The organism is Streptomyces sp. NPDC048416 (genome assembly GCF_043200435.1).
Lineage (GTDB): Bacteria > Actinomycetota > Actinomycetes > Streptomycetales > Streptomycetaceae > Streptomyces.
Genome location: NZ_JBICXU010000002.1, coordinates 1 through 26552 on the forward strand (window position 1 = coordinate 1; position 26552 = coordinate 26552).

Annotated in this window: 24 protein-coding genes and 1 pseudogene; 13 read left to right on the forward strand and 12 right to left on the reverse strand. The window is 70.6% G+C overall.

Annotation, left to right across the window (positions count from 1 at the left end; translation table 11 throughout):
- Window positions 1–88: 88 nt before the first annotated feature.
- On the reverse strand, window positions 89–1324 hold the full coding sequence (gene rocD, locus ACGFW5_RS02800; RefSeq protein ID WP_393832360.1) for an ornithine--oxo-acid transaminase: 1236 nt from the start codon (window positions 1322–1324) through the stop codon (window positions 89–91).
- A gap of 211 nt (window positions 1325–1535) precedes the next feature.
- Here rocD and glyA point away from each other — a divergent pair, with 211 nt between their 5' ends.
- The 3 genes from glyA (at window position 1536) to ACGFW5_RS02815 (ending at window position 5117) form a co-directional block, all read left to right on the forward strand.
- Window positions 1536–2807 (forward strand): serine hydroxymethyltransferase, encoded by a 1272-nt coding sequence (gene glyA / locus ACGFW5_RS02805; RefSeq protein ID WP_393832361.1) that lies wholly within the window; start codon window positions 1536–1538, stop codon window positions 2805–2807.
- A gap of 561 nt (window positions 2808–3368) precedes the next feature.
- Window positions 3369–4379, forward strand: a complete 1011-nt coding sequence (trpS, locus tag ACGFW5_RS02810) for a tryptophan--tRNA ligase (protein ID WP_393832717.1) — start codon at window positions 3369–3371, stop codon at window positions 4377–4379.
- A gap of 159 nt (window positions 4380–4538) precedes the next feature.
- On the forward strand, window positions 4539–5117 hold the full coding sequence (locus ACGFW5_RS02815) for a 2'-5' RNA ligase family protein (protein ID WP_393832362.1): 579 nt from the start codon (window positions 4539–4541) through the stop codon (window positions 5115–5117).
- Here ACGFW5_RS02815 and ACGFW5_RS02820 read toward each other — a convergent pair whose 3' ends face one another.
- Both ACGFW5_RS02820 and ACGFW5_RS02825 read right to left on the reverse strand, forming a co-directional pair.
- On the reverse strand, window positions 5118–5873 hold the full coding sequence (locus tag ACGFW5_RS02820) for a decaprenylphospho-beta-D-erythro-pentofuranosid-2-ulose 2-reductase (RefSeq protein ID WP_393832363.1): 756 nt from the start codon (window positions 5871–5873) through the stop codon (window positions 5118–5120). It lies immediately after the preceding gene.
- A 130-nt stretch (window positions 5874–6003) separates the two neighbouring features.
- On the reverse strand, window positions 6004–7464 hold the full coding sequence (locus tag ACGFW5_RS02825; RefSeq protein WP_393832364.1) for an FAD-binding protein: 1461 nt from the start codon (window positions 7462–7464) through the stop codon (window positions 6004–6006).
- 266 nt (window positions 7465–7730) lie between these two features.
- On the opposite strand from ACGFW5_RS02825, the gene ACGFW5_RS02830 reads away from it, so the two are divergent.
- From ACGFW5_RS02830 to ACGFW5_RS02845, 4 genes are read left to right on the forward strand one after another with little or no spacing between them, the layout of a single operon-like run.
- On the forward strand, window positions 7731–8270 hold the full coding sequence (locus ACGFW5_RS02830) for a phosphatase PAP2 family protein (RefSeq protein ID WP_393832365.1): 540 nt from the start codon (window positions 7731–7733) through the stop codon (window positions 8268–8270).
- Entirely contained in the window at window positions 8267–9211 is a 945-nt protein-coding gene (locus ACGFW5_RS02835; protein ID WP_393832366.1) for a decaprenyl-phosphate phosphoribosyltransferase, read from the forward strand. The genes ACGFW5_RS02830 and ACGFW5_RS02835 overlap by 4 nt, the downstream gene beginning before the upstream one ends.
- Window positions 9208–9669, forward strand: coding sequence for a GtrA family protein (locus tag ACGFW5_RS02840; RefSeq protein WP_393832367.1), 462 nt, complete (start codon window positions 9208–9210; stop codon window positions 9667–9669). Before ACGFW5_RS02835 ends, ACGFW5_RS02840 begins: the two co-directional genes overlap by 4 nt.
- A gap of 9 nt (window positions 9670–9678) precedes the next feature.
- Window positions 9679–10701, forward strand: coding sequence for a YihY/virulence factor BrkB family protein (locus ACGFW5_RS02845; protein ID WP_393832368.1), 1023 nt, complete (start codon window positions 9679–9681; stop codon window positions 10699–10701).
- Here the strand turns inward: ACGFW5_RS02845 and ACGFW5_RS02850 are convergent.
- Window positions 10670–12130 (reverse strand): D-alanyl-D-alanine carboxypeptidase family protein, encoded by a 1461-nt coding sequence (locus ACGFW5_RS02850; protein ID WP_393832369.1) that lies wholly within the window; start codon window positions 12128–12130, stop codon window positions 10670–10672. The two genes, ACGFW5_RS02845 and ACGFW5_RS02850, sit on opposite strands and share 32 nt — an antisense overlap.
- 181 nt (window positions 12131–12311) lie before the next feature.
- Between ACGFW5_RS02850 and ACGFW5_RS02855 the strand changes: the two are divergent.
- The 3 genes and pseudogenes from ACGFW5_RS02855 (at window position 12312) to ACGFW5_RS02865 (ending at window position 14685) form a co-directional block, all read left to right on the forward strand.
- A pseudogene (locus tag ACGFW5_RS02855) lies at window positions 12312–13063 on the forward strand (DUF6879 family protein).
- On the forward strand, window positions 13060–13902 hold the full coding sequence (locus ACGFW5_RS02860) for a helix-turn-helix domain-containing protein (protein WP_393832370.1): 843 nt from the start codon (window positions 13060–13062) through the stop codon (window positions 13900–13902). The pseudogene ACGFW5_RS02855 and the gene ACGFW5_RS02860 overlap by 4 nt, the downstream one beginning before the upstream one ends.
- Before the next feature lie 537 nt (window positions 13903–14439).
- Entirely contained in the window at window positions 14440–14685 is a 246-nt protein-coding gene (locus ACGFW5_RS02865) for a hypothetical protein (RefSeq protein ID WP_393832371.1), read from the forward strand.
- 339 nt (window positions 14686–15024) lie between these two features.
- Here ACGFW5_RS02865 and ACGFW5_RS02870 read toward each other — a convergent pair whose 3' ends face one another.
- On the reverse strand, window positions 15025–15300 hold the full coding sequence (locus tag ACGFW5_RS02870; RefSeq protein WP_393832372.1) for an SCO4848 family membrane protein: 276 nt from the start codon (window positions 15298–15300) through the stop codon (window positions 15025–15027).
- 266 nt (window positions 15301–15566) lie between these two features.
- Between ACGFW5_RS02870 and ACGFW5_RS02875 the strand changes: the two genes are divergently transcribed.
- Window positions 15567–17129, forward strand: coding sequence for an ABC transporter substrate-binding protein (locus ACGFW5_RS02875; RefSeq protein WP_393832373.1), 1563 nt, complete (start codon window positions 15567–15569; stop codon window positions 17127–17129).
- A gap of 211 nt (window positions 17130–17340) precedes the next feature.
- Complete coding sequence (locus tag ACGFW5_RS02880) at window positions 17341–19563, forward strand: alpha-N-acetylglucosaminidase (RefSeq protein WP_393832374.1); 2223 nt, start codon at window positions 17341–17343, stop codon at window positions 19561–19563.
- 20 nt (window positions 19564–19583) lie between these two features.
- On the opposite strand, the gene ACGFW5_RS02885 is transcribed toward ACGFW5_RS02880, so the two are convergent.
- Together ACGFW5_RS02885 and ACGFW5_RS02890 are read right to left on the reverse strand one after the other, a co-directional pair.
- Window positions 19584–20327 carry a TetR family transcriptional regulator gene (locus ACGFW5_RS02885; RefSeq protein ID WP_393832375.1) on the reverse strand — a complete coding sequence of 248 codons (744 nt, stop codon included), beginning with the start codon at window positions 20325–20327 and terminating at the stop codon, window positions 19584–19586.
- Between the two features lie 79 nt (window positions 20328–20406).
- Window positions 20407–21333 carry an SMP-30/gluconolactonase/LRE family protein gene (locus tag ACGFW5_RS02890; protein ID WP_393832376.1) on the reverse strand — a complete coding sequence of 309 codons (927 nt, stop codon included), beginning with the start codon at window positions 21331–21333 and terminating at the stop codon, window positions 20407–20409.
- Between the two features lie 85 nt (window positions 21334–21418).
- Here ACGFW5_RS02890 and ACGFW5_RS02895 point away from each other — a divergent pair, with 85 nt between their 5' ends.
- Entirely contained in the window at window positions 21419–21871 is a 453-nt protein-coding gene (locus ACGFW5_RS02895) for an Lrp/AsnC family transcriptional regulator (protein ID WP_393832718.1), read from the forward strand.
- Window positions 21872–22060: 189 nt separating this feature from the next.
- Here the strand turns inward: ACGFW5_RS02895 and ACGFW5_RS02900 are convergent, their stop codons facing one another.
- The 5 genes from ACGFW5_RS02900 to ACGFW5_RS02920 all read right to left on the reverse strand — a co-directional run bounded on the left by ACGFW5_RS02900 (window position 22061) and on the right by ACGFW5_RS02920 (window position 26435).
- Window positions 22061–22837 (reverse strand): succinate dehydrogenase iron-sulfur subunit, encoded by a 777-nt coding sequence (locus ACGFW5_RS02900; protein WP_359003609.1) that lies wholly within the window; start codon window positions 22835–22837, stop codon window positions 22061–22063.
- Window positions 22837–24591 carry a succinate dehydrogenase flavoprotein subunit gene (gene sdhA, locus ACGFW5_RS02905; protein WP_393832377.1) on the reverse strand — a complete coding sequence of 585 codons (1755 nt, stop codon included), beginning with the start codon at window positions 24589–24591 and terminating at the stop codon, window positions 22837–22839. The genes ACGFW5_RS02900 and sdhA overlap by 1 nt, the downstream gene beginning before the upstream one ends.
- A 31-nt stretch (window positions 24592–24622) precedes the next feature.
- Window positions 24623–25102, reverse strand: coding sequence for a succinate dehydrogenase hydrophobic membrane anchor subunit (locus ACGFW5_RS02910; protein ID WP_393832378.1), 480 nt, complete (start codon window positions 25100–25102; stop codon window positions 24623–24625).
- 8 nt (window positions 25103–25110) lie between these two features.
- On the reverse strand, window positions 25111–25491 hold the full coding sequence (gene sdhC, locus ACGFW5_RS02915; RefSeq protein ID WP_100574740.1) for a succinate dehydrogenase, cytochrome b556 subunit: 381 nt from the start codon (window positions 25489–25491) through the stop codon (window positions 25111–25113).
- A gap of 167 nt (window positions 25492–25658) precedes the next feature.
- Window positions 25659–26435: a 2-oxo-4-hydroxy-4-carboxy-5-ureidoimidazoline decarboxylase gene (locus ACGFW5_RS02920; protein ID WP_393832379.1), complete on the reverse strand. Its 777-nt coding sequence runs from the start codon at window positions 26433–26435 to the stop codon at window positions 25659–25661.
- Window positions 26436–26552 lie beyond the last annotated feature (117 nt).

Genomic DNA, 26552 nt, shown 5'->3' on the forward strand with positions numbered 1-26552 from the left:
ATAGCTCCGCTATCACGACGTTCCGGCGCCTTGCGATGCACCGCACCAGGCGCCGCACCCTGACCGACCCTGATCCACCAGACACCCCCTAGCGCTCCGCGAGCACGGCGCGCAGCTGGTCGAGCCCCCAGTCCAGGTCCTCCTTGCTGATGACCAGGGGCGGGGCGATCCGGATCGTCGAGCCATGGGTGTCCTTCACCAGGACCCCGCGGCCCATCAGCTTCTCCGAGATCTCGCGCCCCGTCCCGTACGAGGGGTGGATGTCCACGCCCGCCCACAGGCCGCGCCCGCGCACCGTCTCGACCGCGCCGCCGCCGGTCAGCAGGCCGAGCTCGTGGTGCAGGTGGTCGCCGAGCTCGGTGGCCCGCAGCTGGTACTCGCCGGTCCGCAGCATCGCGATCACCTCAAGGGCGACCGCGCAGGCCAGCGGGTTGCCGCCGAACGTCGAACCGTGCTCGCCCGGCCGGAACACGCCCAGCACGTCCGCCGACGCCGCGACCGCCGACACCGGGACGACGCCGCCGCCCAGCGCCTTGCCCAGGATGTACACGTCCGGGACCACGCCCTCGTGCTCGCACGCGAAGGTCCTCCCCGTGCGGCCGAGCCCGGACTGGATCTCGTCGGCCATGAACAGCACGTTGCGCTCGCGCGTCAACTCCCGTACGCCCGCCAGGTATCCGGCCGGCGGGACCAGCACCCCTGCCTCGCCCTGGATGGGTTCGAGCAGCACCGCCACGGTGTTGTCGGTGACCGCGGCCCGCATCGCGGTGAGGTCGCCGTACGGGACGATCTCGAAGCCCGGCGTGTAGGGGCCGTAGTCCGCGCGGGCCTCCGGGTCGGTGGAGAAGCTGACGATCGTGGTCGTACGGCCGTGGAAGTTGTCCCGGGCCACCACGATCTTCGCCGTCCCGTCCGGCACGCCCTTGACCTTGTACCCCCACTTGCGGGCGGTCTTCACTGCGGTCTCCACCGCCTCCGCCCCCGTGTTCATGGGCAGCACCATGTCCATGCTGCACAACTCGGCCAGCTCGGAACAGAATTGGGCGAAGCGGTCGTGGTAGAACGCTCTCGACGTGAGGGTCACGCGCTCCAGCTGGGCCTTGGCGGCGTCGATGAGACGACGGTTGCCGTGGCCGAAGTTGAGCGCCGAGTATCCGGCCAGCATGTCGAGATAGCGCCGGCCCTCCACGTCCGTCATCCAGGCGCCCTCGGCGGAGGCGACCACGACGGGCAGGGGATGGTAGTTGTGCGCACTGTGTGCCTCGGCGGAACGGATGGCGTCTTCGGTCGCTGCGTGGGTCGACACGGGTTCTCCGATCGTCATGCGGCATGGGGCGTTGATGGTGCCCTTTTCTATCGTCGCTCGGATGCCGGACGGGGAAACCTTGCCGGGCGGGGTCCCCGGTAGGGTGTTCGGTACGCGCGGCGACTGGCGAGCGGGGAAGCGACCCCGGGGGAGCCGCGCGCGGCCCACCGCACGAGGTGCCGCCCGCCTGGGCACCCCGGGAACCTGTCAACGGACCCCGGAGGACGCCATGAGCCTTCCCCTTTCCCACCCCGTCCTGCTCGCCACCGACCCCGAGCTCGCCGGGCTCGTCGCCGCCGAGGAACAGCTCCAGTCGGACACCCTGCGCCTGATCCCCAGCGAGAACTACGTCTCCACGGCGGTCCTCGAAGCGTCGGGCACGGTGCTCCAGAACAAGTACAGCGAGGGCTACGCGGGCCGGCGCTACTACGAGGGCCAGCAGAACATCGACAAGGTCGAGCGACTGGCCGTCGACCGCGCCAAGGCCCTGTTCGGCGTCGAGCACGCCAACGTCCAGCCGTACTCCGGCTCACCCGCCAACCTCGCCGTGTACCTCGCGTTCGCCGAGCCCGGCGACACGGTGATGGGCATGGCCCTGCCCATGGGCGGCCACCTCACGCACGGGTGGGGCGTCTCGGCGACCGGCAAGTGGTTCCGCGGCGTCCAGTACGGGGTGCGCGCCGACACCGGGCTCATCGACTTCGACGAGGTGCGCGACCTGGCCCTCAAGGAGCGCCCCAAGCTGATCTTCTGCGGTGGCACGGCGCTGCCCCGCACGATCGACTTCGCCGCGTTCGCGGAGATCGCGCAGGAGGCGGGCGCGGTGCTCGTCGCCGACGTCGCGCACATCGCCGGGCTGATCGCGGGCGGCGCCCACCCGTCGCCCGCGCCGTATGCGGACGTCATCTCCACCACCACCCACAAGACCCTGCGCGGTCCGCGCGGCGCGATGCTGATGTCCCGCGAGGAGCACGCGAAGGCCATCGACAAGGCGGTCTTCCCCGGGCTCCAGGGCGGGCCGCACAACCAGACCACGGCGGCGATCGCGGTCGCGCTGCACGAGGCGGCGCAGCCGGCGTTCTGTGCGTACGCGCACCAGGTGGTGGCCAACGCGAAGGCGCTCGCCGATGCTCTGCTGGCGCGGGGCTTCGACCTCGTGTCCGGCGGCACCGACAACCACCTGATCCTGATGGACCTGACGCCCAAGGACGTCCCCGGCAAGATCGCGGCGAAGGCGCTCGACCGGGCGGGGATCGTCGTCAACTACAACACCGTCCCCTACGACCCCCGCAAGCCTTTCGATCCCTCCGGCATCCGCATCGGTACGCCGTCCCTGACGTCGCGGGGTCTTGGGGTCGAGCACATGGGGGCGGTGGCGGGGTGGATCGACCGGGGTGTGGCTGCCGCGCGGGGCGGTGACGAGGGGGAGCTGTCCGCGATCCGCGCGGAGGTGGCCGACCTCCTCTCCGCCCACCCGGCCCCCGGCCTGCCCCTGACCTGACCCCCTGGGGCTCCGCCCCAGCCCCCGTCCGCGCCTTGAGGGCGCTCGTCCTCAATCGCCGGACGGGCTGAGGATGCCGATGCGGGCCGGCACCGGGCAGTCCTCGGACGGGCTGGGGATGCGCATGCGGGCCGGCACCGGTGCCGCCAAGAGGCGCGGGGAACTGCGCGACCGGCCACGCACGGTCCGCACTGGGAAGGCGGGGGCCCCTGGGGCTCCGCCCCAGACCCCGTCCGCGCCTGAACGGCGCTCGTCCTCAATCGCCGGACGGGCTGAGGATGCCGATGCGGGCCGGCATCGGGCAGTCCCCGGACGGGGTGAGGATGCCGATGCGGGCCGGCACCGGGCAGTCAGCCGGACGGGGTGAGGATGCCGACGCGGGCCCGTACCGGGCAGGCGGGCGGGCTGAAGGTGTCGTGGGGGCCGGCCCCGGGGGCGGGCTGTGGGGCCGGTCACAAGGTCGGGGTTTCCGGGACGGCACACGCACCTGAGAGAATGCTGAACATGGCCTCCACTCGCCCGCCCGTCGCCCACCGCCACCCCCAGGGGAATGGCTTCGCCATGCCGCAGCGTCCGCGTGTGCTCTCCGGAATCCAGCCCACCGCAGGCTCGTTCCACCTCGGCAACTACCTCGGCGCGGTCCGCCAGTGGGTGGCGTTGCAGGAGTCCCACGACGCGTTCTACATGGTGGTGGACCTCCACGCGATCACCGTCCCGCAGGACCCGGCGGAGCTCCGCGCCAACACCCGGCTCGCCGCGGCTCAGCTGCTGGCCGCCGGGGTCGACCCCGAGCGCTGCACCCTGTTCGTCCAGAGCCATGTGCCCGAGCACGCCCAGCTCGCCTGGATCATGAACTGCCTGGCCGGTTTCGGCGAGGCCAGCCGGATGACCCAGTTCAAGGACAAGTCGGCCAAGCAGGGCGCGAGCAACGCGACGGTCGGCCTGTTCACGTACCCGATCCTCCAGGTCGCCGACATCCTGCTCTACCAGGCCAACCAGGTCCCGGTCGGCGAGGACCAGCGTCAGCACATCGAGCTCACCCGTGACCTCGCCGAGCGCTTCAACGGCCGCTTCGGCGAGACGTTCACCGTCCCGGAGGCGTACATCCTCAAGGAGACGGCGAAGATCTACGACCTCCAGGACCCGTCGATCAAGATGAGCAAGTCGGCGTCGACGCCGAAGGGCCTCATCAACCTGCTCGACGAGCCGAAGACGACGGCCAAGAAGGTCAAGAGCGCGGTCACCGACACGGACACGGTGATCGCGTACGACACCGAGAACAAGCCGGGCATCTCCAACCTCCTGACGATCTACTCGACGCTCACCGGGAAGTCGGTCGCCACCCTGGTGGCCGAGTACGAGGGCAAGATGTACGGCGCCCTCAAGGGCGACCTCGCGGAGGTGATGGTGGAGTTCGTCACGCCGTTCCGCACCCGTACGCAGCAGTTCCTGGACGACCCCGAGACGCTGGACTCGCTGCTCGCCAAGGGCGCGGAGAAGGCCCGCGCGGTCGCCGCCGAGACGCTGGCGACGGCGTACGACAAGGTCGGCATGCTGCCCGCCAAGCACTGACCCGAGCGCGCCGCACGGCACCGGCCGTGCGGCGCCCGCCGCTCCGGCGCCGCGATCCGGCCGGAGCGCGCCCCGGCCTCTGGCCACGGGCCGGCCGGCCCGTCACACTGCACTGCATCACCACCACCGCAGCACCACCACAGCACGGAGGAGAACGACGTGGGGACCGTAACGCTCGGCGTTTCGATCGCGGTCCCGGAGCCCTACGGCAGCCTGCTCCAGGAGCGGCGCGCGGGCTTCGGTGACCCCGCCGCCCTCGGCATCCCCACCCACGTCACGCTGATGCCTCCGCACGAGGTCGAGCGGGGGTGCCTGCCGGAGATCGAGGCGCACCTGGCATCGGTCGCCGCGGCCGGGCGTTCGTTCACGATGCGTCTGGGCGGCACGGGGACGTTCCGTCCGCTGTCCCCGGTCGTCTACGTCAAGGTGGTGGAGGGCGCCGGCGAGTGCGCGTGGCTCCAGCAGCGGGTGCGGGACGAGGCAGGACCGCTGGTGCGCGAGCTCCAGTTCCCCTACCACCCCCACGTCACCGTGGCCCACGGCATCTCCGACGAGGCGATGGACCTGGCGCACGACTCCCTCGCCGGGTTCTCCGCGTCCTGGACGTGCGGCGGGTTCGCCCTGTACGAGCAGGGCGCCGACGGGGTGTGGCGCAAGCTGCACGACTATCCCTTCGGCGTCGGGTCGCTCGGCCTGCCCGCCCAGGGCGCCTCGCTGGACCACCCCTCCCTGCGCTAGCTACACCGGCAGCCGGCGGAACACCCCGCGCGGCACGTGCCGCAGCGCCGACATCACCACTCGCAGCGCCCCCGGCACCCACACCAGCTCCGCGCGCCGCCGAAGCCCCGCCTCGATGGCCAGGGCCACCGCATCGGGCGTCGTGGCCAGCGGCGCATCGGGCAGCCCGGCCGTCATCTTCGTACGGACGAATCCGGGGCGTACGACCATGACGTGCACCCCGCTGCCGTGCAGCGCGTCGCCGAGCCCCTGCGCGAAGGCGTCGAGCCCGGCCTTGCTCGAACCGTAGATGAAGTTGCTGCGCCGGGCGCGTTCGCCGGCCACCGACGACAGCACGACGAGCGAACCGTGGCCCTGCGCCTGGAGCGCCTTCGCGCAGACGAGCCCCGCCGAGACCGCGCCGGTGTAGTTGGTCTGCGCGACCCGCACCGCGGCGAGTGGTTCGCCCTCGTCGCGCGTCTGGTCGCCGAGCACCCCGAACGCGAGCAGCACCATGTCGATGTCGCCCTCGGCGAAGACCTTGCCGAGTGCGACCTCGTGCGCGGCGGAGTCGAGCGCGTCGAAGGCGAGCGTGTGGACGTCGGGGCCGAGCTCGCGCAGGCCGGCCGCCGCCGCTTCCAGGGCGGGCGAGGCGCGTCCCGCGAGCCAGACGGTACGGGTGCGGCGGGCCACCAGGCGGCGGGCCGTGGCCAGCGCGATCTCGGACGTACCGCCGAGCACGAGCAGCGACTGCGGGGTGCCGAACGCGTCCTTCATCGGGGCTCCTTGAAGAGGATGGACGTGCTTGAAGAGGATGGACGTGGGGGAGGGCGGCGGCGACGGGGGCGACGGGGGTGGGCAGACCTCACGCGGACTCCCGCGGCCTCGCGCAGAGGTCACGTCGGGCTCACAGGGCCAGGCGCCGGCTCATGTCCGAGGTGAAGACGCCGCGCGGGTCCAACTCGGCGCGCAGCGCCCGGAATTGGGGCAGCATCGGATACATGCGTGCCACCAGTTCCGGACGCAGCCGCGCGTCCTTCGCCAGGTAGACCCGGCCGCCCGCGCCCGCGACGTCCTCGTCCAGTTCGTCCAGGAGGGCGCCGAGGCCCGGCAGGTTCGCGGGGATGTCGAGGGCCAGGGTCCAGCCGGGGAGCGGGAAGGACAGCCAGCCGGGGTCGGCCTCACCGAAGCGTTTGAGTACGGCGAGGAAGGAGGGGCAGCCGTGCCGCGAGATGCGGCGCACGATGGTACGCAGGGTGTCCTCGTGGCCGTACCCGACGACGAACTGGTACTGCACGAAGCCACCGCGTCCGTAGACGCGGTTCCAGTGCGGCACCCCGTCCAGGGGGTGGAAGAACGTCGAGATGCGCTGGAGTTCGCCGGTGCGGTGCCTGGGCGCTCTGCGGTACCAGAGCTCGTTGAACGCCGAGACGGAGGCGCGGCCGAGCAGCCCCTCGGGCAGGAAGGAGGGGGCGGCGGGCAGCCGGCGGGGTCGGAAGGCGAGCGGGGCGCGGCGGGCGCGGGGCGGCAGCATGTCCAGCGGCGCGTGGTCACCGCGGGTCAGCACCGACCGGCCGGTCCTGGCGCCCCGCGCGAGCAGGTCGATCCACGCCACCGAGTAGCGGTAGCGGTGGTCGCCCGTTTCGAGCCGCGTCATCAAGTCGTCGAGGTCACTGGCACGTTCGGTGTCGACCGTCATCAACGAGGTGCGCACCGGCAGGAGTTGAACGGTCGCGTGCAGGATCACTCCGGTCAGGCCCATGCCGCCCGCCGTCGCGTCGAACAGGTCGCTGTCCGCGGTGACGGTCCGTACGGTGCCGTCCGCCGTGAGGAGGTCAAGGGTGCGGACATGGCGGGTGAAGGAGCCCGAGACGTGGTGGTTCTTGCCGTGGATGTCGGCGCCGATCGCGCCGCCGACCGTGACGTAGCGCGTGCCGGGGGTCACCGGCACGAACCAGCCGAGCGGCAGCAGCACCTCCATCAGGCGGTGCAGGCTCACCCCCGCGTCGCAGACGACGACGCCGGCCTCGACGTCCACGGAGTGGATGCGGTCCAGGCCGGTCATGTCCAGGACCGCGCCGCCCGCGTTCTGCGCGGCGTCCCCGTACGCCCGGCCGAGTCCTCGGGCGATCGTGCCGCGCGCCCCGCATGCCCGGACGGCGTCCGCGGCCTCCTCGTAACTGCGGGGGCGTAGCAGCCGGGCGGTGGTGGGGGCGGTGCGGCCCCAGCCGCTCACGGACGTCGGCGGGCCGGACGTCGGCGGGCCGGACGTCGGCGGGCCGGACGCCGGCGGGCCGGATGCCGGCGGGCCGGGCGTCGGCGGGCCGGGCGGCGCGGGCGCGGTGTCGGGTGACGTGTCGGCAGACATGAATGTGACCGTATCGCCTCTCTCGTCCCCTTTGTCTTAGTCACGCGCGGTCTTGGGTCGGTCGTGGTCGCGCGGCGTCCCGGTCGCGCGCCCCGGTCCGGGCCGCATGCGGCCCTTCAGTCCCTCATCCTGATAATCACTCACCGAAATGGGTGATTATCAGGGTGTCAGTCTCTTTTGTCCGCTCTTCGTGCTGCCCGGCGCAGGAGAGTCGCCGGTGGCCTGCGGCCGGTTGGCGGGCCGACGTCACGGAAATGGGGTGGCAGATGCAGAAGCCGTCGTGCGCCGACGCCGACCAACGGCTCCTGGCCGCACTGCGCGACTGCGCCGGAGATCCACGGGTGGCCGCGGCCGCCCGGGCGCTGTCCTTCGCCGGTGAACACGGAGCGCTGTGGCTCGCGGCCGGGCTCGCCGGGGCCGCCGCCGACCGGGAGCGGCGCGGCGCCTGGCTGCGCGCCGCCGCTCTGGTGGCCGCCGCCCACCTGGCCAGCATGGGCGTCAAACGCGTGGTGCGCAGGCCACGCCCGCCCTTTGTGAAGGGCGGCCCGCTGGTGCGTACCGCCGGGCGGCACTCCTTCCCCAGCTCGCACGCCAGCTCGGCCGCGGCCGCCGCCGTCGCGTACGGGGCGCTGCGCCCCGTGGGGGCACACCTCGTGCCGCCGCTGGCCGCCGCGATGTGCGTGTCCCGCATGGTCGCCGGGGTGCACTACCCGAGCGACATCGCGGCGGGCGCGCTGCTCGGCGGTGTCACCGCGCGGGCCGGCGCCGCCTGGATGCGCGGACCGCTCGAAGGCAGGCGCCGATGACCGAGCCCGGCCTGGTGGTCCTCGACGAGGCGGGGGCGGCCCCCGCTCCGCGGCGCCTGCTCGCGCTGCCCGGAGCGCTCGTGCGCACCGCGCGGCCCCGCCAGTGGATCAAGAACGTGCTCGTGGTGGCCGCGCCCGCCGCCGCGGGCCGCCTGAGCAGCCCCCATGTGGTGGCCCAACTCGCTCTGGTCTTCTGCCTGTTCACGGCGGCGGCCGCAGCCGTCTACCTCATCAACGACGCCCGCGACGCCGAGGCCGACCGCGCCCACCCCGACAAATGCCACCGTCCCGTCGCCGCAGGGCAGGTGCCGGTGGCCGTCGCGTACGCGACGGGCGGCGTCCTCGCCGTGCTCGCGCCGCTGGCCGCCGCACTGACCTGCAACGCGATGACGGCCACGATCCTCTCCGGATACGTGGTCATGCAGCTGGCCTACTGCGTCAAGCTCAAGCACGTCCTCGTCGTCGACCTCGTCGTGGTCACCAGCGGGTTCCTGATGCGCGCGATGACCGGCGGGGTCGCGCTCGGCATCGTGCTGTCCCGCTGGTTCCTGATCACCGCCGGGTTCGGCGCGCTGTTCATGGTCGCGGCCAAGCGCTACTCCGAAGCTCTCCAGATGGAGGGCCGGGGAGCGGCGACCCGGGCGCTCCTCGACGCGTACACCACCGGCTATCTGCGCTTCGTGTGGCAACTCGCGGCCGGGGTCGCCGTGCTGGCCTACTGCATGTGGGCCCTTGAGGCCGGCGGGGTGGCCAACGGGGCGCTGCTGCCCTGGCGGCAGCTGTCGATGGTCCCCTTCATCGGGGCGATCCTGCGGTACGCCGTGTTCGCCGACCGGGGGAGCGCGGGGGCGCCCGAGGACGTCGTCCTGCACGACCGGGCGCTCGCGGTCATCGGCGTGGTCTGGGTCGCCCTGTACGCGCTCGCCGTGGCCGACCTGTGAGCGTCACCCGGGCCGAGGTGGCCGGGTTCGCCCTCGCCGGAGTCTGCGCCTACGCCGTCGACCTCGGGCTCTTCGTGTGGCTGAGGTCCGGGCTCGGCTGGGACCCCGTGACCGCCAAGTCCCTTTCCTTCGTTGCCGGTTGCACGGTCGCCTACCTCGGCAACGCGTTCGGCACCTACCGGGGGCGCAGGGCCGGCCGGCGCGCGTACGCCGTGTTCATCGCCGTGAACGTCGCGGGCGCCCTCGTCCAGTTGCTGTGCATCGCCGTATCGCACTACGGCCTCGGTCTCACCTCGCCGCGCGCCGACACCCTCTCGGGAGCCGTCTTCGGGATGGCCCTCGCGACCTGCCTGCGGTTCTGGGGGACCAGAACGCTGGTCTTCGGCGGGGCCCGGAAGGCAGGGACACCTCACGACACGCCCCCGGCCGGCAGGACACGGCCGGCCCGGAGAGGGTAGTCGTACGTCATGGACTGGCTGAAGAAACTTCCCGTCGTCGGGCCGTGGATCGCCCGCCTCATGCGGACGCACGCCTGGCGTTCCTATGAACGGCTCGACCGGGTCTACTGGTCCAGGCTGGCCGCCGCCATCACGTTCATCAGTTTCCTCGCCCTGTTCCCGCTGCTCACCGTGGGCGCCGCCGTCGCGGCCGCGCTGCTGTCCACCGGCCAGGTGCACCAGCTCCAGAACACCATCGCCGAACAGGTCCCCGGCATCTCCGACCAGCTGGACCTCCAGGCGCTGATCGACAACGCGGGCACCGTCGGCGTGGTCGCGGGCGCCCTGCTGCTGTTCACCGGCATCGGCTGGGTCTCCCAGATGCGCGGCTGCCTGCGTGTGGTGTGGGAGATGGAGGACACCGACGCCGAGGAGAACCCGGTCCTGCGCAAGCTCAAGGACGGCGGCATCCTGCTCGGCCTCGGCGGCGCCGGGCTCGCGTCCTGGGCCGCGTCCTCCATCGGCTCCACCGCGATCGGCTGGACCGCCGACCGGCTCGGCATCGACCAGGGCGGCGCGGGCGGGGTGCTGCTGCGCGTCGCGGCGATCGCCGTCGCCGTCCTCGCCGACTTCCTGCTCCTGCTGTACGTCCTGACGCTGCTGCCCGGCGTGAGCCCGCCGCGCCGCCGCCTGATGGTGGCCGCGCTGGTCTTCGCGGTCGGCTTCGAACTCCTCAAGATGCTGCTCGGCGGCTATATGAAGGGCGTCGCCGCCAAGAGCATGTACGGGGCCTTCGGGGTGCCCATCGCGCTGCTGCTGTGGATCAACTTCACGGCGAAGCTGCTCCTGTTCTGCGCCGCGTGGACGGCCACCCCGTCCAAGGAGGACGACCCGGCGCTCGCGGCGGAGGGCGCCCCGGCGCTCGCCGACAAGGACGACCCGGCGCTCGCGGCGGAGGACGCCCCGACCCTCGCCGACAAGGACGGCCCACCGCTCGCCGAGAAGGACGGCGGCCCCGACGTCACCGCCTCCGGAGCGGCCAGCGACGGTTGATCAGGAAGACCGCGCCCGCCACGAAGACCAGCACGCCGCCCGCGATCCCGAGCGCGATGCCTGCCCCACCGCTCTCGCCGTCAGCGGTGGCGGCGGCCTGTCCCGGACGCTTCTTCGCGGCGTCCTGCGCACTGCCCGCGTCCGTCCTGGTGCCGGTTCCGGTGCTGGTGCCGGTGCCGGTGCCCGTCCTGGCCGTCGCGGACTTCGGCGCGATCAGCTCGCCGACCGGGGTGACCTTCCCCTTCGCCGCGAACCCCCAGTCGAGCAGGCGGGCCGCCTCCTTGTAGACGGCCTGGCTCTCCCTGGACTCCGGGTTCATGACGGTGACCAGGAGCACCTTGCCGTCCCGCTCGGCGACGCCGGTGAAGGTGGCGCCCGCGTTGGTGGTGTTGCCGTTCTTGACGCCCGCGATGCCCTTGTACGGGTTGAGCCCGAAGTCGCCGGTGAGCAGCCGGTTGGTGTTCTGGATCTCGAACATCTCGCGCTTGTTGTCCTTGCCCGCGGCGCCGGGGAACTTCGCGGTCGCCGTCGAGCAGTACTCGCGGAAGTCCTTGTTCTGCAGACCGGCGCGCGCGAACAGCGTCAGGTCGTAGGCGCTGGAGACCTGGCCCGGCATGTCGTAGCCGTCGGGTGAGACGACCCGGGTGTCCAGGGCCTGGAGGTCATCGGCCTGGGTCTGCATGTCCTGGACGGTCTGGGCCACGCCGCCGTTCATCGAGGACAGCACGTGCACGGCGTCGTTGCCCGAGCGCAGAAAGACCCCGAGCCACAGATCGTGCACCGAGTACGTCAGGTTCTCCTTCACGCCCACCAGGCTGCTGCCCGCGCCCAGCCCCGCGAGGTCCTTGGCGACGACCGTGTGCTGCTCGTCCCTGTTGAACTTGGGCAGCACGGTGTCCGCGAAGAGCATCTTCAGGGTGGAGGCGGGCGGCAGCCGCCAGTGCGCGTTGTGCGAGGCGAGCACCTGGCCGCTCTCGGCGTCCGCGACGATCCAGGACCGCCCGGTCACGTCCTTGGGCAGGACGGGCACGCCGGCGCCGAGCCGCACCTGGGTGCCGGGCTCGCCCAGCTGGTCGCCGCCGACCTTCGACATGCCGGCGGGCGGTGTGTCGTCGCGCTTGCCGGCGGCGTCGGCGGACGTGGTCGGCTTGTCGTCCCGGGGCAGCGCGGCGGCGGGCACCGCGGCCACGGCCGGCCACGCGGCGGCGCAGGTCACGGCGACGGACAGGGCGAGCCCGGCGGCCCGCTTCGGCGCGCGCGGACGCGCCTTCGGGACGTGCGGACGCGGGGCGCTTCGGTTCACGTTCAGGGGAGACACGTTCGAGAACGTACAGGCTGCGGCCACCGATCCGATGATCGTAACGATGACCCGCCGACAGCTCCCACCCGCCCGGACGTGCGCGACGGCGGGCGCCGATGCCGGACCCATGAGACTCAGCCGCCCCCTCTCCTGGTTCCTGCTCGCCTTCGGCGCATGGAGCTGGGCGCCGAGGGTGAGGCATTTGGCGTGCTGTGATTCGTGAATATTCGAGAATCACGCCGGACAGGAAGCGCGGGGCGGACCCATCCTGGTCGCGGTCTGTTCAGGCTCCACCGAGAGGAGAACGACGATGGCCCGGCGACTTCGCTTCATCGGCACCAACTCCGGGAACGACGGCTGCCCGACGCTCTACGAGGACATGGACACTGGGGAGGTACTCGTTCAGGGCGACGCCGTGACCGACCCCGAGGACGTGGCCCAGCTCCGCAACGTCAAGCCCGGGGAGGGGTTCGTCTTGGTGCCGCGCGTACTCCTGGCCGACTTCGTCCCGAGGGAGGTGGACAGGGTGCCTCAGGTGATCAGCTTCGAGGAATTCGGCGGGATGTTCCGCAGCTTCGAGCACACCGCGTGGCGTCTTGAGTCCCGCCGCCGGTACCAGTCGGACGAGGAGACCGAGACCTATCACCGGTTCGTCCGGGGGGAGGATGCCGGATGGGACCTTGACGATCCGTGGTGCATCTCCCGGCGGGAACAGTCGGCCCTGGGCAAGCGATTCGAGCGGGTGCGAGTCGTGGACGATCCGCCGACCGTGGGCCAGCGGTACCTACTGGACAACGCCCGCCGCAATAGTGCCGTGGGGGAAGACATCCGCAACCTGTGGAGGAGCGACGCGGAGCGGCTGCGGCTCCCTGAAGAGGACTTCTGGTTGTTCGACTCGCGCGTGATCGCGAGGCTCGGGTTCGATGACGGTGACCGGATGACCGGCGTCGAACTCGTCACGGACCCGTGGAAGTCCTGCGCGCCTGCCAGGTCCGCGACGCTGCTTGGCACCACGCCGTACCGTACGACGCCTTTGTGGGCCAGGTACCGTCCGCCGAGTGACGACCGATTTTCAGCAAGCCAGAGCTGCCCTGGGTGCACGGCTCCGTGAGCTGCGCACCCAACGGGGCCTCACGGGACGGGAGTTGGCTCGTGAACTGGGATGGCCTCAGTCCAAGGTCAGCAAGCTGGAGACGGGGCGCCAGACCGCAACGGCCGACGACCTGCGCGCATGGGCACGGGGCACGAGTACCCCGGAGGCGGCCGAGGAGCCAACCGCCCGGTTGCAGAATCTGGAGTCGCGGTCTCGGTCCTGGCGGCGGCAGCTCTCAGCCGGACACAAACCGGTTCAGGACGCCCTCACAGCCGAGTACGAACACTCCACGGTGCTCCGAGCCTGGCAGGGCTCCATGGTCGTCGGCATGCTCCAGACCCCCGAGTACGCCCGCCACGTGTTCACCCAGTACGTGGAGCTGCACCAATCGGTCCGCGACGTGGAGAAAGCCGTACGGGCCCGCGTAAAGCGCCAGGAGATGCTGTACGCGCCGGGCAAGACGTTCCACATCGTCATGTGGGAAGCAGCCTTGCGCGCTCGGGTATGCCCGCCCTCGGTGCTGGCCGCACAGCTCGACCGGCTCAGTGGGGTCCTGGGAATCGACACCGTCGTCCTGGGCATCGTTCCGTTCGACGCCACACTCAAGCTCCCACCAGCCAACGGGTTCTGGCTGTACGACGACCGCTTGGCCATCGCGGAGGACTGGCACGCGGAACTGTGGCTCAACGATGCCGAGACCATAGGTGTGTACCAGCGGGTCTGGCAGGCCCTTTCCGATTCGGCTGCCTACGGAGCCGACGCCCACCGCTTGATCATGCGTGCCAGACGGGCACTCGGGGCCTTCTGAGAATCACCGGGAAACATGCTTGTCCACGCTCGAATCACGGCGAATCAGCCCGTCCACGCCACGTTCGCGGCCCCTACCTTTCCAGAGGCAGTGCACTGATCGGCACGTTCGAGGGGACGGCGAGAGTCATGGCCCAGGAGGATCAAGCACGGGGCGCGCGCTACAAGGTTGACCCGTCCGGCAACGTCGGGGAGGTGGTCGGTTCCTACCTGGGGAGCGTCTACCTTCGGCCGCCGGGCGGCGGGAGGGAGTGGGCTGTTCGCCCGGACAAGTTGAGGGACCCGACGCCCCGGGAGCTGGGCCAAGCTCTCATGCTCTCAACTCCGCTGGGGGCACGCTGATGTGGGCCATTCCGCCCGGCATCCTGTGGGAGCGCCGAGACGAAGAACCCGTCCCGCCGCCACTACGGCTGGTCCGCCGGGCGGCGGCACTCCGGTGTGACGCCCTCATGCGAAGCAATGCCGCCAAGGCGGCCCGGGCGCAGACCGGCGGGACGCCATGACCCAACATCCGTTACTCGATGCTGCGTTGACCCGCATGGCTGAGAACCCCGACGGCCAAGGCTCCGGTTACAGCGCGGAGTGCGTGAGGGGCGATTGCAAGTGGAGGCACGATCTCTCCGCAGGCCCCTTCGCGGTTCACCGCGCCTTGGAGGACCACGCCCTGGAGACTGACCACGTCTTCTTCCCCACCGTGGGGACCAGCATCAACGTTGTAGGCGTGCCTGGCGTCAGGGAGCACCGGACGAAGCGGGACCTCCCCGCCGGCCAGGACCCCACGTGAAGCTCCAGGCTCTGGCCGTCACGCTCGGCGCGGCCCTGTGGATGACAACCATCGCGGCCATAGTCGGCCGCCTCTGAAGCTCTCGGCCCCGTTGGCCGTTCAGATTCTCGGCTACGGATCAAAACGACCAACGGGGCACGGGTTGGTACCACGGCGCGGGGACCGTTTCCCCGTTCGCATGGCGAAGGGACAGCGAGACAGACCCGGAAACGGGCTGGGCGTTCTGTCTGCCGTGCGGCGAGCCGATCGCTCCTCCGCCGCCCCCGCCGTGCCCGGGGCCACAACCGTGGAAGGGCCGAGCCACACAGCTCCCGTACCGACCACGGGGACACTGAGGGATCAAGCCGGCCCCGGCTCTTCCGCCTCCCCATGGCGGAGGGGCCGGGACTTGTTCGCCCGAACCCCCCGAAGCCCGATGACGCCGATGATCGTCCCGAGGATGAACGAGACGATGGCAAGCGTCAGGTGGACCCAGAAGTACGCCGTGGGCCGGCCGTGGTCGAAAGCAAGCCCGCTGGCGTCGGCCCACAGGTTCTTGGCGAAAGTCACCCAGACCACCCAAGACCAGGCGCCGAACGCGAGCAGGAACCAGGAGACGCGACGGCTGAGCTTCATGGGGGAGTCCTTCGGGGTGGGCGTGGCGTTCACTGCCAGTATCGAGCCGGCCTTGCCGGGCCCGTTCGGCGGGGGCTTTGGGCAAGCTCTGGCGTGAACAGCCGGCTACGGAGAGTTCCGTCACGCTCGGCTAACGAGTACCTGTGAGGAAAAGGTTGTCCCTTCCACAATGTGAAGGTCGTGTGATTGGGTGAGCGTCATCACGGGCGCAGCGTGCCGACTCCGCGCGTCCGGCAAGGGTGGGGCGTTCCGAGGAGAGCACGGCGATGCGGTCGATCCGTATGCGGATGGTGGCGATTGGTGCGGCAGTGGTGGTCGCCGGTGTCGGCGGCTGGCAGCTGCTGCCGTCCGACCAGGCGAAGAAGGACCCGATCGCCATCGGCACGACCGACGTGATCACCTCGCTCGACCCGGCGGGTGCCTACGACGCCGGGTCCTGGGCGATCTACAACAACGTCTACCAGTCGCTGCTCACCTTCCGCGAGGGCAGCTCGACGCCGGTCCCCGACGCCGCCAAGAGCTGTACGTTCATCGGGCAGAAGCTCCAGACGTACCAGTGCGTGCTCCGTGACGACCTCACCTTCTCCGGGGGCCGCAAGGTCACCGCAGAGGACGTGAAGTTCTCCTTCGACCGCATCGTCAAGATCAACTCCGACGTCGGTCCCGAGCCGCTCTTCTCGATGATCGCCTCGGTGAAGGCCGAGGGGGACACGGTCACCTTCAACCTGAAGACGAAGGACGCCACCTTCCCCTCGAAGCTCGCTACGGGCGCCGGCTCCATCGTCGACAGCACCCAGTACCCGGCGGACGCGCTGCGCAAGGGCGACTCCGTGACCGGCTCGGGACCGTACCTCCTGAAGGGGTACTCCAAGGACGCCGACGGGCGCCCGGTCAGCGCGAGCCTGGAGCCCAACCCCCACTACCACGGCGCGGTGTCCAAGGCGGGGCTGCCGGTCACGGTGCGCTACTTCGCCGAGGCCGACCAGCTCAACGACGCCTGGCAGGCCAAGCAGGTCGACGTGACCCACCGCGAGATGCCGCCGTCCGTCCTCGCGAAACTGTCGCCCAGCCCGGACCTGCGGATCACCACCTCACCCGGGTACGACATCCGGACGATCAACTTCAACCTCAAGTCGTCGAGCCCGGTCTCCAAGACCAAGGTCCGTGAGGCCGCCGCCTCGCTCATCGACCGGGGCGCGCTCGTCAACGCCGTCTACAGCGGCACCGTCGACCCCCTGTACTCGGTGATCCCGCAGGGCTTCACCGGTCACAGCACCGCGTTCTTCGACGCCTACCCGCAGCCCGACCCGGTCAGGGCGAAGGCGCTCCTGAAGGGCGAGCAGCTTCCGGTCCACTTCGACATGGCCTACCGCAAGCTCGGCGCGAACGGCGCGGAGGCCGAAGAGATCAAGAAGCAGCTCGAAAAGGACGGCCTCTTCAAGGTCAACCTGATCGCGGAGGCCGACTGGCCGAAGATGCAGCAGAACTACGCCGAGGGCAAGTACGACGCGTACACGGCGGGCTGGCTCGCCGACTTCCCCGACCCGGACAACTTCAGCCAGCCCCTCGTCGGCACCGGCAACAGCCTCCACAACAACTACTCCGACAAGACGGTCGACGACCTGATCCGTCAGACGCAGGAGTACACCGACCGCGGCCGCACCGCCGACGACTTCAAGGCGCTCCAGGAGAAGGTCGCCGAGGACGTTCCGCTGATCCCGCTGTGGCAGGGCAAGAACTACGTGCTCGGCAGCAAGGACGTCAGCGGCTCGCAGTACCTCTCGGACGGCACCGGCGTGTGGCGGCTGTGGGAGCTGGGCTGGATCTGAGCCGCCGGTCGCACGCCGGGCACGCGCCGGCCGCACGCCGGGCACGCGCCGGCCGCACGCCGGGCACGCGCCGGCCGCACGCCGGTCGCTTACCGGGCGGGGGCCGGTGCGGCACAGGTGAACCGGCGGGGTTCACCCAAAGGGCTTCTGTCCAAGCCGCCACCGGTTCTGCTCCATTGACCGCGCCCGGAGTCGCTGCTTCCGTCGAAGGATGCGCCTCTCCCGCCGTACGCTCCTGAGTTCGCTCGCCGGATCGGCCCTCGCCATCGGGGCGGGCGCCGGGACCGGGCACGCCGCCGGGGACCCTGCCGCGCCCGACCCCGGCGCCGGGGAACCCGCCGCACCCGAGCCCGCCGCGCGGGCCCTCGCCCGGCTGCTGCCCCGCCACGCGGGCCAGGTCACCTTCCGCGCCCTCGCCCGCGCGGGCGAGGGCGACGGCTTCCGTGTCTCGGGCGGAGCCGGCCGGATCCTCGTCGAGGGCACCACACCGGCCGTCCAACTCGCCGGATTCCACTGGTACTTGCGGCATGAGGCCCACGCCCACATCTCCTGGGCGGGCGAACAGACCGACCTGCCCGCCACACTCCCGTCCGTGCCCACGCCCATCGAGAAGACCGCCGGCGTCACCCACCGCTTCGCCCTCAACGACACCAACGACGGCTACACCGGCCCCTACCACGACTGGACGTACTGGGAGCGCGAGCTCGACGTGCTGGCCCTGCACGGCTACAACGAGGTGCTGGTCTACCTCGGCGCGGACACCGTCCACCACCGCACCTTCCTCCAACACGGCTACACGGACGAGGAGTTGCGCGCCTGGATCCCCGGGCCCGCCCACCAGCCGTGGTGGCTGCTCCAGAACATGTCCGGCTTCGGCGGCCCCCTCTCCCCACAACTCCTGGCGGCGCGAGCCGAGTTGGCGGTCCGTGTCGTCGGCCGACTGCGCGAACTCGGCATGAACCCGGTACTGCCGGGCTACTTCGGGACCGTCCCGCCCGGCTTCGCCGACCGCGAACCCGGGGCGCGCGTGGTACCGCAGGGCAGCTGGAGCGGGTTCGCCCGGCCCGACTGGCTCGACCCGCGCTCGGCCGCCTTCGGCCGTGTAGCGGCGACTTTCTACCGCGTACAGGGCGAACTGCTCGGCGCCGCGCCCCTGTACAAGATGGACCTGCTGCACGAAGGCGGAACACCCGGTGACGTCCCGGTCGGCGAAGCCGCGGAAGCCGTCGAGACGGCACTGCACACCGCCCGCCCCGAAGCGCTCTGGGCCATCCTGGGCTGGCAGAACAACCCGCACCGCGAGATCGTCGAAGCCGTCGAGAAGGACCGGCTTTTCATCGTCGACGGCCTCTCCGACCGCTTCGCCTCCGTCACCGACCGCGAAGAGACCTGGCAGGGCACGCCGTACGCCTTCGGCTCCATCTGGAACTTCGGCGGACACACGGTGATGGGCGCCAACACCCCCGACTGGGCGTCGCTGTACGAGAGTTGGCGCACCAAGGAGGACAGCGCGCTCGACGGCATCGCGCTCATGCCGGAGGGCGCGGACAACAACCCGGCCGCGTTCGCCCTCTTCTCCGACCTGCCCTGGACCGAGGGCCCCCTCGACCTGACGGACTGGTTCCGCCAGTGGCCCCGCTACCGGTACGGCGCCGACGACCCGCACGCGGCCGCGGCATGGGACGTGCTGCGCCGCACCGCGTACGGCACCACCCGCGCCGACTCCTGGAGCGAGGGCGCGGACGGCCTGTTCGGGGCCCGCCCCGATCTGAACGCGCTGTCGGCCTCGTACTGGTCGCCGCACCGGATCCGCTACGACGCCGATGAGTTCGCCCGGGCACTTCCCGCCCTGCTGGCCGTCGCCCCGGCCCTGCGGGCCTCGACGGCCTACCGCTACGACCTGCTCGACGTGACCCGCCAGGTCCTCTCCAACCGGTCCCGGCTGCTGCTCCCGCGCATCAGCGCCGCCTACACGGCCAAGGACGCCGCGGAGTTGACCCGCCTGACGGACGAGTGGCTGCGCGACATGGCCCTGCTTGAGCGAGTCGTGGCGACGGACCGGGGCCATCTCGTGGGCCGCTGGATCGCGGACGCGCGCGCGTGGGGCACGACGGAGCAGGAGAAGGACCGTCTCGCACAGGACGCGTTGTCGCTGCTCACGGTGTGGGGCCCCCGGGCGGCGGCGGACGACGGTCATCTGCGGGACTACGCGAACCGGGAGTGGTCCGGTCTGGTGGGCGGCCTCTACGCGCTGCGCTGGCGCACCTGCTTCGACGCCCTGACGACGTCCCTGACGTCGGGCCGTGTGCCGGTCCCGGTCGACTGGTACGCCCTGGAGGACACCTGGGTGCGCACCCACCCGGCGTTCGCGACGGAGCCCACGGGGGACATCGTGCAGGTGGCCGGGGAGGTGGCGCGGGCGCTGGGACTGTGACCCCCGGCCCGCGGCGCTGGCTAGCGCTTCTTGCGGGACGCCGCCGCCTGGGACATGCCGGGAAGGAAGTCGGTGAACAGCTCGTGCACCTCGTGCACCAGCGGTCGCAGCGCCCGGAAGCGGGCCAGCGCGACCCCGCGGGTGGTGAGCTTCGCGCCCCGCGCCGCGAGCCGGTAGCTCCGTTCGCGCCCGGGGGAGCGGTCGAACACCCAGTACAGGACAAGGCCCATCTGCGACAGCCACATCAACTCCGGCAGCACTTCGACGAGTTCGGCCGGAACCTTCGTCCTCGTGCCCGCCAGTACCTCGCGGTGCACGGCGATCGCGGCCTCGCGGGCGTGCTGCGACTCCGTGGAGAACGGGCTGAGCGGGCTGTCCGGATCCGCCGCGTTCTTGAAGAACTGTGCCGCGAACTCGTGGTACGGCGAGGCGATGTCCAGCCAGACCCGCAGCACCCCGGCGAGCCGGGACTCCAGATCGGTCTCGGTGTCCAGGACGTCGCGGACCGCGGCATGGTGCTCGGCCGCGATCCGGTCGTAGAAGCCCTGGATGAGGTGTTCCTTGCCGGCGAAGTAGTAGTACGCGTTGCCGACCGAGACCCCGGCCTCCTGTGCGATGGTCCGCATCGTGGTCTTGTCGTACCCCCGCTCCTGGAAGAGCCGCATCGCGGTCTCCAGGATCAGGGTGCGGGTCTGCTCGCCCTTGGCGGGACGGGACCCGGCCGGACCGGGGGCCGTCTCTTCGGGCGCGTTCTGTGCTGGCACGGCACGAGCCTAATCGGACCGGCGCCGGCGGAGTCGGCAGGGCTGCGGCCCCGGCGCGAGGGCGGACGGTGTCCGGCGTTCAGCACCGGACGCGGGGCAGCCCGGTGACGCTCATCACCGCTGAATACAGGGAGGTGTTGGCGGTGATGAAGAGGCGGTTGTTCTTGGGCCCGCCGAAGGTGATGTTGGAGACGGGCTCGGGCACGAGGAGCCGGCCGATGAGCGTGCCGTCGGGGTCGTAGCAGTGCACCCCGCCCGACATGGCGGCCACCCACAGGCGCCCGCCGTCGTCGAAGCGGATGTTGTCGAACCGGCTGATGTCGTCGCGGACCTCGGCGAAGACCTCGCCCTCGCCGAGCGTCCCGTCGGCCCGCACGTCGAAGCGGCGGATGACGCCGCCGCGCGTGTCCGACACGTACAACCGGGACTCGTCGGGGGAGAGGACGAGCCCGTTGGGCGCCTCGAATCCGTCCGCGACCAGCCGCACCTCCCCGGTCGAGGGGTCGGCACGGTAGACATGGCAGCCGTCGATCTCGGGGTCGGCACGGACACCCTCGTAGTCGCTGGTGATCCCGAAGTCCGGGTCGGAGAACCAGACGGACCCGTCCGAGTGGACGACCGCGTCGTTGGGGCTGTTGAACCGCTTGCCGCCGAAGTGGTCGGCGATCACGGTGATCCGCCCGTCGGGCTCGGTACGGGTGACGCGGCGGTTGCCCTGCTCGCAGCTGATGAGCCGGCCCTCACGGTCGAGCGTGTTGCCGTTGGGGTGCCCGGCGGGGGAGCGGAAGAGGGAGACCGCGCCGGTCGCCTCGTCCCACCGCAGCATGCGGTCGTTGGGGATGTCGCTCCAGATGAGCTGGCGCCAGGCGGGCAGGTAGAGCGGGCCCTCGGCCCACCGGCACCCGTCGTGCAGCACCTCCAGCCGGTCGTCCCCGGCGGCACAGCGCCCGTCACGGAACCGCTCGTCCAGGATCTCGTACAACGGAGTACGCAGCTGATCGGACACAATCTCCCCTTGATGCAGTGAAGCCGAACCACATTCGATCAATGGTGACTATGCCAGAACGAGATATGGTTCGGCCATGGGGAATGTGGATGAGGTTGACCGGAAGCTGATCGCGCTGCTGCAGCAGGACGCGAGCACCGCATACGCGGCGCTGGGCAGGGAAGTGGGCCTGTCGGCCGGCGCCGCGCACGAGCGGGTGCGCAAGCTGCGCGAGCGCGGGGTGATCAGGCGCACGACGGTCGAGGTGGACCCCGCGGCGCTCGGCCAGGGCGTCCTGGCCTTCGTGACGGTCGACTCCACGGCGTGGATGGGCGACGCGGCGGCCGCCTTCGCGGCGATACCCGAGATCCAGGAGGCCCACGTGATCGCGGGCAGCGCCTCGGTCCTGGTGAAGGTGCGCACGGCGACGACGGAACAACTCCAGGACGTGCTGCGCCGCCTGTACGCCATCGACGGCGTGAGCGGCACGCATGCGACGGTGTCCCTGGAAACGTTCTTCGAGCGCCCGGTCTCGCCGACGGCTGTCGTCGAGGCGTAGCCGGGTCCTGCGGTCCGCTGAGCGGCTGCGGCTTCTGCGGCTTCTGCGGCTCCCGCGGCTCGGACGTGCGCACGGCTGTGGGGCGGGCGCGCCCCGGCGGGGTCCATCGCGCCTTCACCGGAACGGGCGAGGGCCCCGCCCCCGGAAGCGAAGTTCCGGGTGCGGGGCCCTCGTCGGGGCGTACAGGGATCAGAAGCGGCGCGTGATCAGGGCGCGCTTCACTTCCTGGATGGCCTTGGTGACCTCGATGCCACGGGGGCATGCGTCGGTGCAGTTGAACGTGGTGCGGCAACGCCACACGCCGTCCTTGTCGTTCAGGATCTCCAGGCGCTGCTCGCCCGCCTCGTCACGGCTGTCGAAGATGAAGCGGTGCGCGTTCACGATCGCGGCCGGGCCGAAGTACTGGCCGTCGTTCCAGAAGACCGGGCAGGACGACGTGCACGCCGCGCACAGGATGCACTTGGTGGTGTCGTCGAAGCGCTCGCGGTCCTCGGGGGACTGAAGACGCTCACGCGTCGGCTCGTTGCCCTTCGTGATGAGGAAGGGCATCACGTCGCGGTACGCCTGGAAGAACGGCTCCATGTCCACAACCAGGTCCTTCTGGACCGTGAGGCCCTTGATGGCCTCGATGGTGATGGGCTTGGAGGGGTTGATGTCCTTGATCAGCGTCTTGCAGGCGAGCCGGTTCTTGCCGTTGATGCGCATGGCGTCGGAACCGCAGATGCCGTGGGCGCAGGAGCGACGGAAGGTCAGCGAACCGTCCAGCTCCCACTTGATCTTGTGGAGACCGTCGAGCACACGCTCCTTCGGGTCGATCTCCAGCTGGAAGTCCTCCCACGTCGCTTCCTCGGAGATCTCCGGGTTGAAGCGGCGGATGCGGAAGGTGACGGTGATGTACGGCGAGTCGGCGAAGCCGGGCTCCGGCGCTCCGGCCGTGCCGGGCTTGTCCATCGTCGGGGTTGCCATCAGTACTTACGCTCCATCGGCTGGTAGCGGGTCTGGACGACGGGCTTGTAGTCGAGGCGGATCGAGTCCTTGCCGCCGTCCGCGACCTCGCGGTACGCCATGGTGTGGCGCATGAAGTTGACGTCGTCGCGGTTGGGGTAGTCCTCGCGGTAGTGACCGCCGCGGGACTCCTTGCGCGCCAGGGCCGAGACGGCCATGACCTCGGCCAGGTCGAGCAGGTTGCCCAGCTCGATGGCCTCAAGGAGGTCGGTGTTGAACCGCTTGCCCTTGTCCTGGACGGACACGTTCTTGTAGCGCTCGCGCAGCTCGGCGATCTTCTCGACCGCCGTCTTGATCGTCTGCTCGGTGCGGAAGACCATGACGTTGGCGTCCATGGTCTCCTGGAGCTCCTTGCGGATGACCGCGACCCGCTCGGTGCCGGTCGCCGACAGCAGGTTCGCGACCTGCGCCTCGACCATGGCCGCCGGGTTCTCCGGGAGCTCGGCGAACTCCGTGGTGTGCGCGTAGTCGGCGGCGGCGATGCCCGCGCGCTTGCCGAACACGTTGATGTCCAGGAGCGAGTTGGTGCCCAGACGGTTGGCGCCGTGCACGGAGACACAGGCGACCTCGCCGGCCGCGTACAGACCCGGCACGACCGTGGTGTTGTCGCTGAGGACCTCACCCTGGACGTTGGTCGGGATGCCGCCCATGGCGTAGTGCGCGGTGGGCTGGATCGGGATCGGGTCCGTGTACGGCTCGATGCCCAGGTAGGTGCGCGCGAACTCCGTGATGTCCGGGAGCTTGGCGTCCAGCTGCTCCGGCGGCAGGTGCGTGAGGTCGAGGTAGACGTGGTCGCCCTCGGGACCGCAGCCGCGGCCCTCACGGATCTCCGTGTAGATGGAGCGCGAGACGACGTCACGGGACGCGAGGTCCTTCATGACCGGCGCGTACTTCTCCATGAAGCGCTCGCCGTCCTTGTTGCGCAGGATGCCGCCCTCACCGCGGGCGCCCTCCGTCAGCAGGATGCCCATGCGCCAGATGCCCGTCGGGTGGAACTGGAAGAACTCCATGTCCTCCAGGGGCAGCCCGCGGCGGTAGCACGCGGCCTGGCCGTCACCGGTCAGGGTGTGCGCGTTGGACGTCACCTTGAAGAACTTGCCGGTGCCGCCGGAGGCGTAGATGACCGACTTCGCCTGGAAGACGTGGATCTCGCCGGTGGCCAGCTCGTAGGCGACGACGCCCGCGGACTTCTTGACGCCGTCCTCCTCGACCAGGAGCTGATCGAGCACGTAGAACTCGTTGAAGAACTCCACGCCCTCCTTGATGCAGTTCTGGTAGAGGGTCTGGAGGATCATGTGGCCGGTGCGGTCGCCCGAGTAGCAGGCACGGCGGACCGGGGCCTCGCCGTGGTTGCGGGAGTGACCGCCGAACCGGCGCTGGTCGATCTCACCCTTGGGCGTACGGCCGAAGGGCAGGCCCATCTTCTCCAGGTCGAGGACGGCGTCGATGGCCTCCTTCGCCAGGATCTCGGCGGCGTCCTGGTCGACCAGGTAGTCGCCGCCCTTGATCGTGTCGAAGGTGTGCCACTCCCAGTTGTCCTCCTCCACGTTGGCGAGCGCTGCGGCCATGCCGCCCTGCGCCGCGCCCGTGTGGGAGCGAGTGGGGTAGAGCTTGGTCAGCACGGCGGTGCGGCTGCGCTTGGTCGACTCGATGGCCGCGCGCATGCCGGCGCCGCCGGCGCCGACGATGACGGTGTCGTACTTGTGGATCTTCATCAGAGAATTCCTCAGTCCCTCAGCCCGTGGCCTAGCGGATGTTCGGGTCGAAGGTGAAGATCACCAGCGTGCCCAGCAGGACGGTGAACACCGTGGCGGTGTAGAGCAGCATCTTCAGCCAGAAGCGGGTGTTGTCCCGCTGCGCGTAGTCGTTGATGACGGTGCGCAGGCCGTTGGCGCCGTGCAGCATGGCCAGCCACAGCATGGTCAGGTCCCAGACCTGCCAGAACGGGGACGCCCAGCGGCCCGCCACGAAGGCGAAGCCGATCTTGGTGACGCCACCGTCGAGGATGAGCTGGATCAGCAGGTGGCCAAGCACGAGGACGACCAGCACGATGCCGGACAGCCGCATGAACATCCAGCCGTACAGCTCGAAGTTCGTACGGGTCGACTTCGGGGTCTTCCTGGTGCGCCGGCGCGGGGCCTCGATGAGCGGGGCCGGGTGATCGGTGTCGTACAGGCTCGCGCCCTCGACTTCGCCGATCGCGGCGGAAGAGGTTTCGGCAGACATCTCAGTCCTCAGCTCCCGAACAGTTCACGGACGGCGTGGCCGAGCACCGGGTAGAGCGCGCCCACCATCAGCACGACCCAGACGCCGACGACGGTCCAGAGCATCTGCTTCTGGTAGCGCGGGCCCTTGGCCCAGAAGTCGACGGCGATGATGCGCAGGCCGTTCAGCGCGTGGAACAGGATCGCGGCTACGAGGCCGTATTCCAGACACGCGACGATGGGCGTCTTGTAGGTGGCCACGACCTTGTCGTACGCCTCGGGGGAGACACGCACGAGAGCGGTGTCGAGGACGTGGACGAACAGGAAGAAGAAAATGAGGACGCCGGTGACTCGATGAGCCACCCAGGACCACATTCCTTCCCGGCCGCGGTACAGCGTTCCAGCCGGCACGGAAGAACCCTCCGGGAGCGGTGTGCGAGGGCCGGCCGGCTTCAGTGTCGGTCTGACCCGGCCGGGTACGGTCCACCGGCCCCGGTCATCGTAGCGACGCGATGTCGGTTCCCTCGCGCCGGGTCCATAGGTGTGATCAAACAGGCAATCAAACAGCCTCGTACGGCCTAGAGAACCCGGGGTGCGGCGCTCCACGCGTCGGGTTCGGTACGGGTTGCCACGAGATGGGCGAGCCGGGCGCGGGCGAGCCTGCGCAGCTCGTCGGCGGCGATCGACCGCTCCTCGTCGGCCTCGTTGGTCATCCGCACCCGGATCCCGGTCAGCACCCGGTCCAGGTGCTCGGCCGGGTCGACCCCGTCGAGGCAGATCACGAAGGCGTGCCGGAAGCTGCTCTCGTACGCCGCGTGGGCGGCGGCCAGCGCCGTGTGGGCGGCCCGGGGAGCACTGTCGTGCAGGCCGGGCGAGGACTCGGCGGCCAGCGCCTCGGCGAGGTCGCCGACGCTCAGGTCGTAGCTGGCCTCGTCTGCCGCGGCGAGCAGCGAGCCCAGATCGGGGTAGGGGCGGTGGGCGGCGATCCGCAGCGCCCAGCGGCGGCTGGCGCAGCAGGCGAGCAGGGCGGCCTGGGCGGCGCCGTCGGAGGCGGCGTTGAACCGGTCGAGCCCGCCGGGCCGCTGCGGGCCCTGCGGAACGGATGTGCCCCGGGCCTGATTCGGTATGGCCGCCCGCCCCTGGGCACGAGGAGTGTGATGGAGTGTCGGCGGTCGCTTCCGGGGGCCGGCGTGGGAATCGCTGGACAGCGTGGGCTCCTCGAAACACCGCGCGGGACGGTGCAGTGCGGGACGGACGGGCTGCGGAGCACGGAGACTGGAGTGGCAGAAGAGGTGGGAGTGCCGCCACGCTATCCACGTGGGATGAAGGGCGCCCGACTGTTGCGCGAATTTCACCCGGACGTGAGAGCCGGGGCACGCGTGATGGACGGACTCCCGGGTACGTCGCCGCATCGCTGCCCGGCAGCCCGGACGGCACGCGGGAGAACCGGATCCGCCCTTACCCTTGCAGGA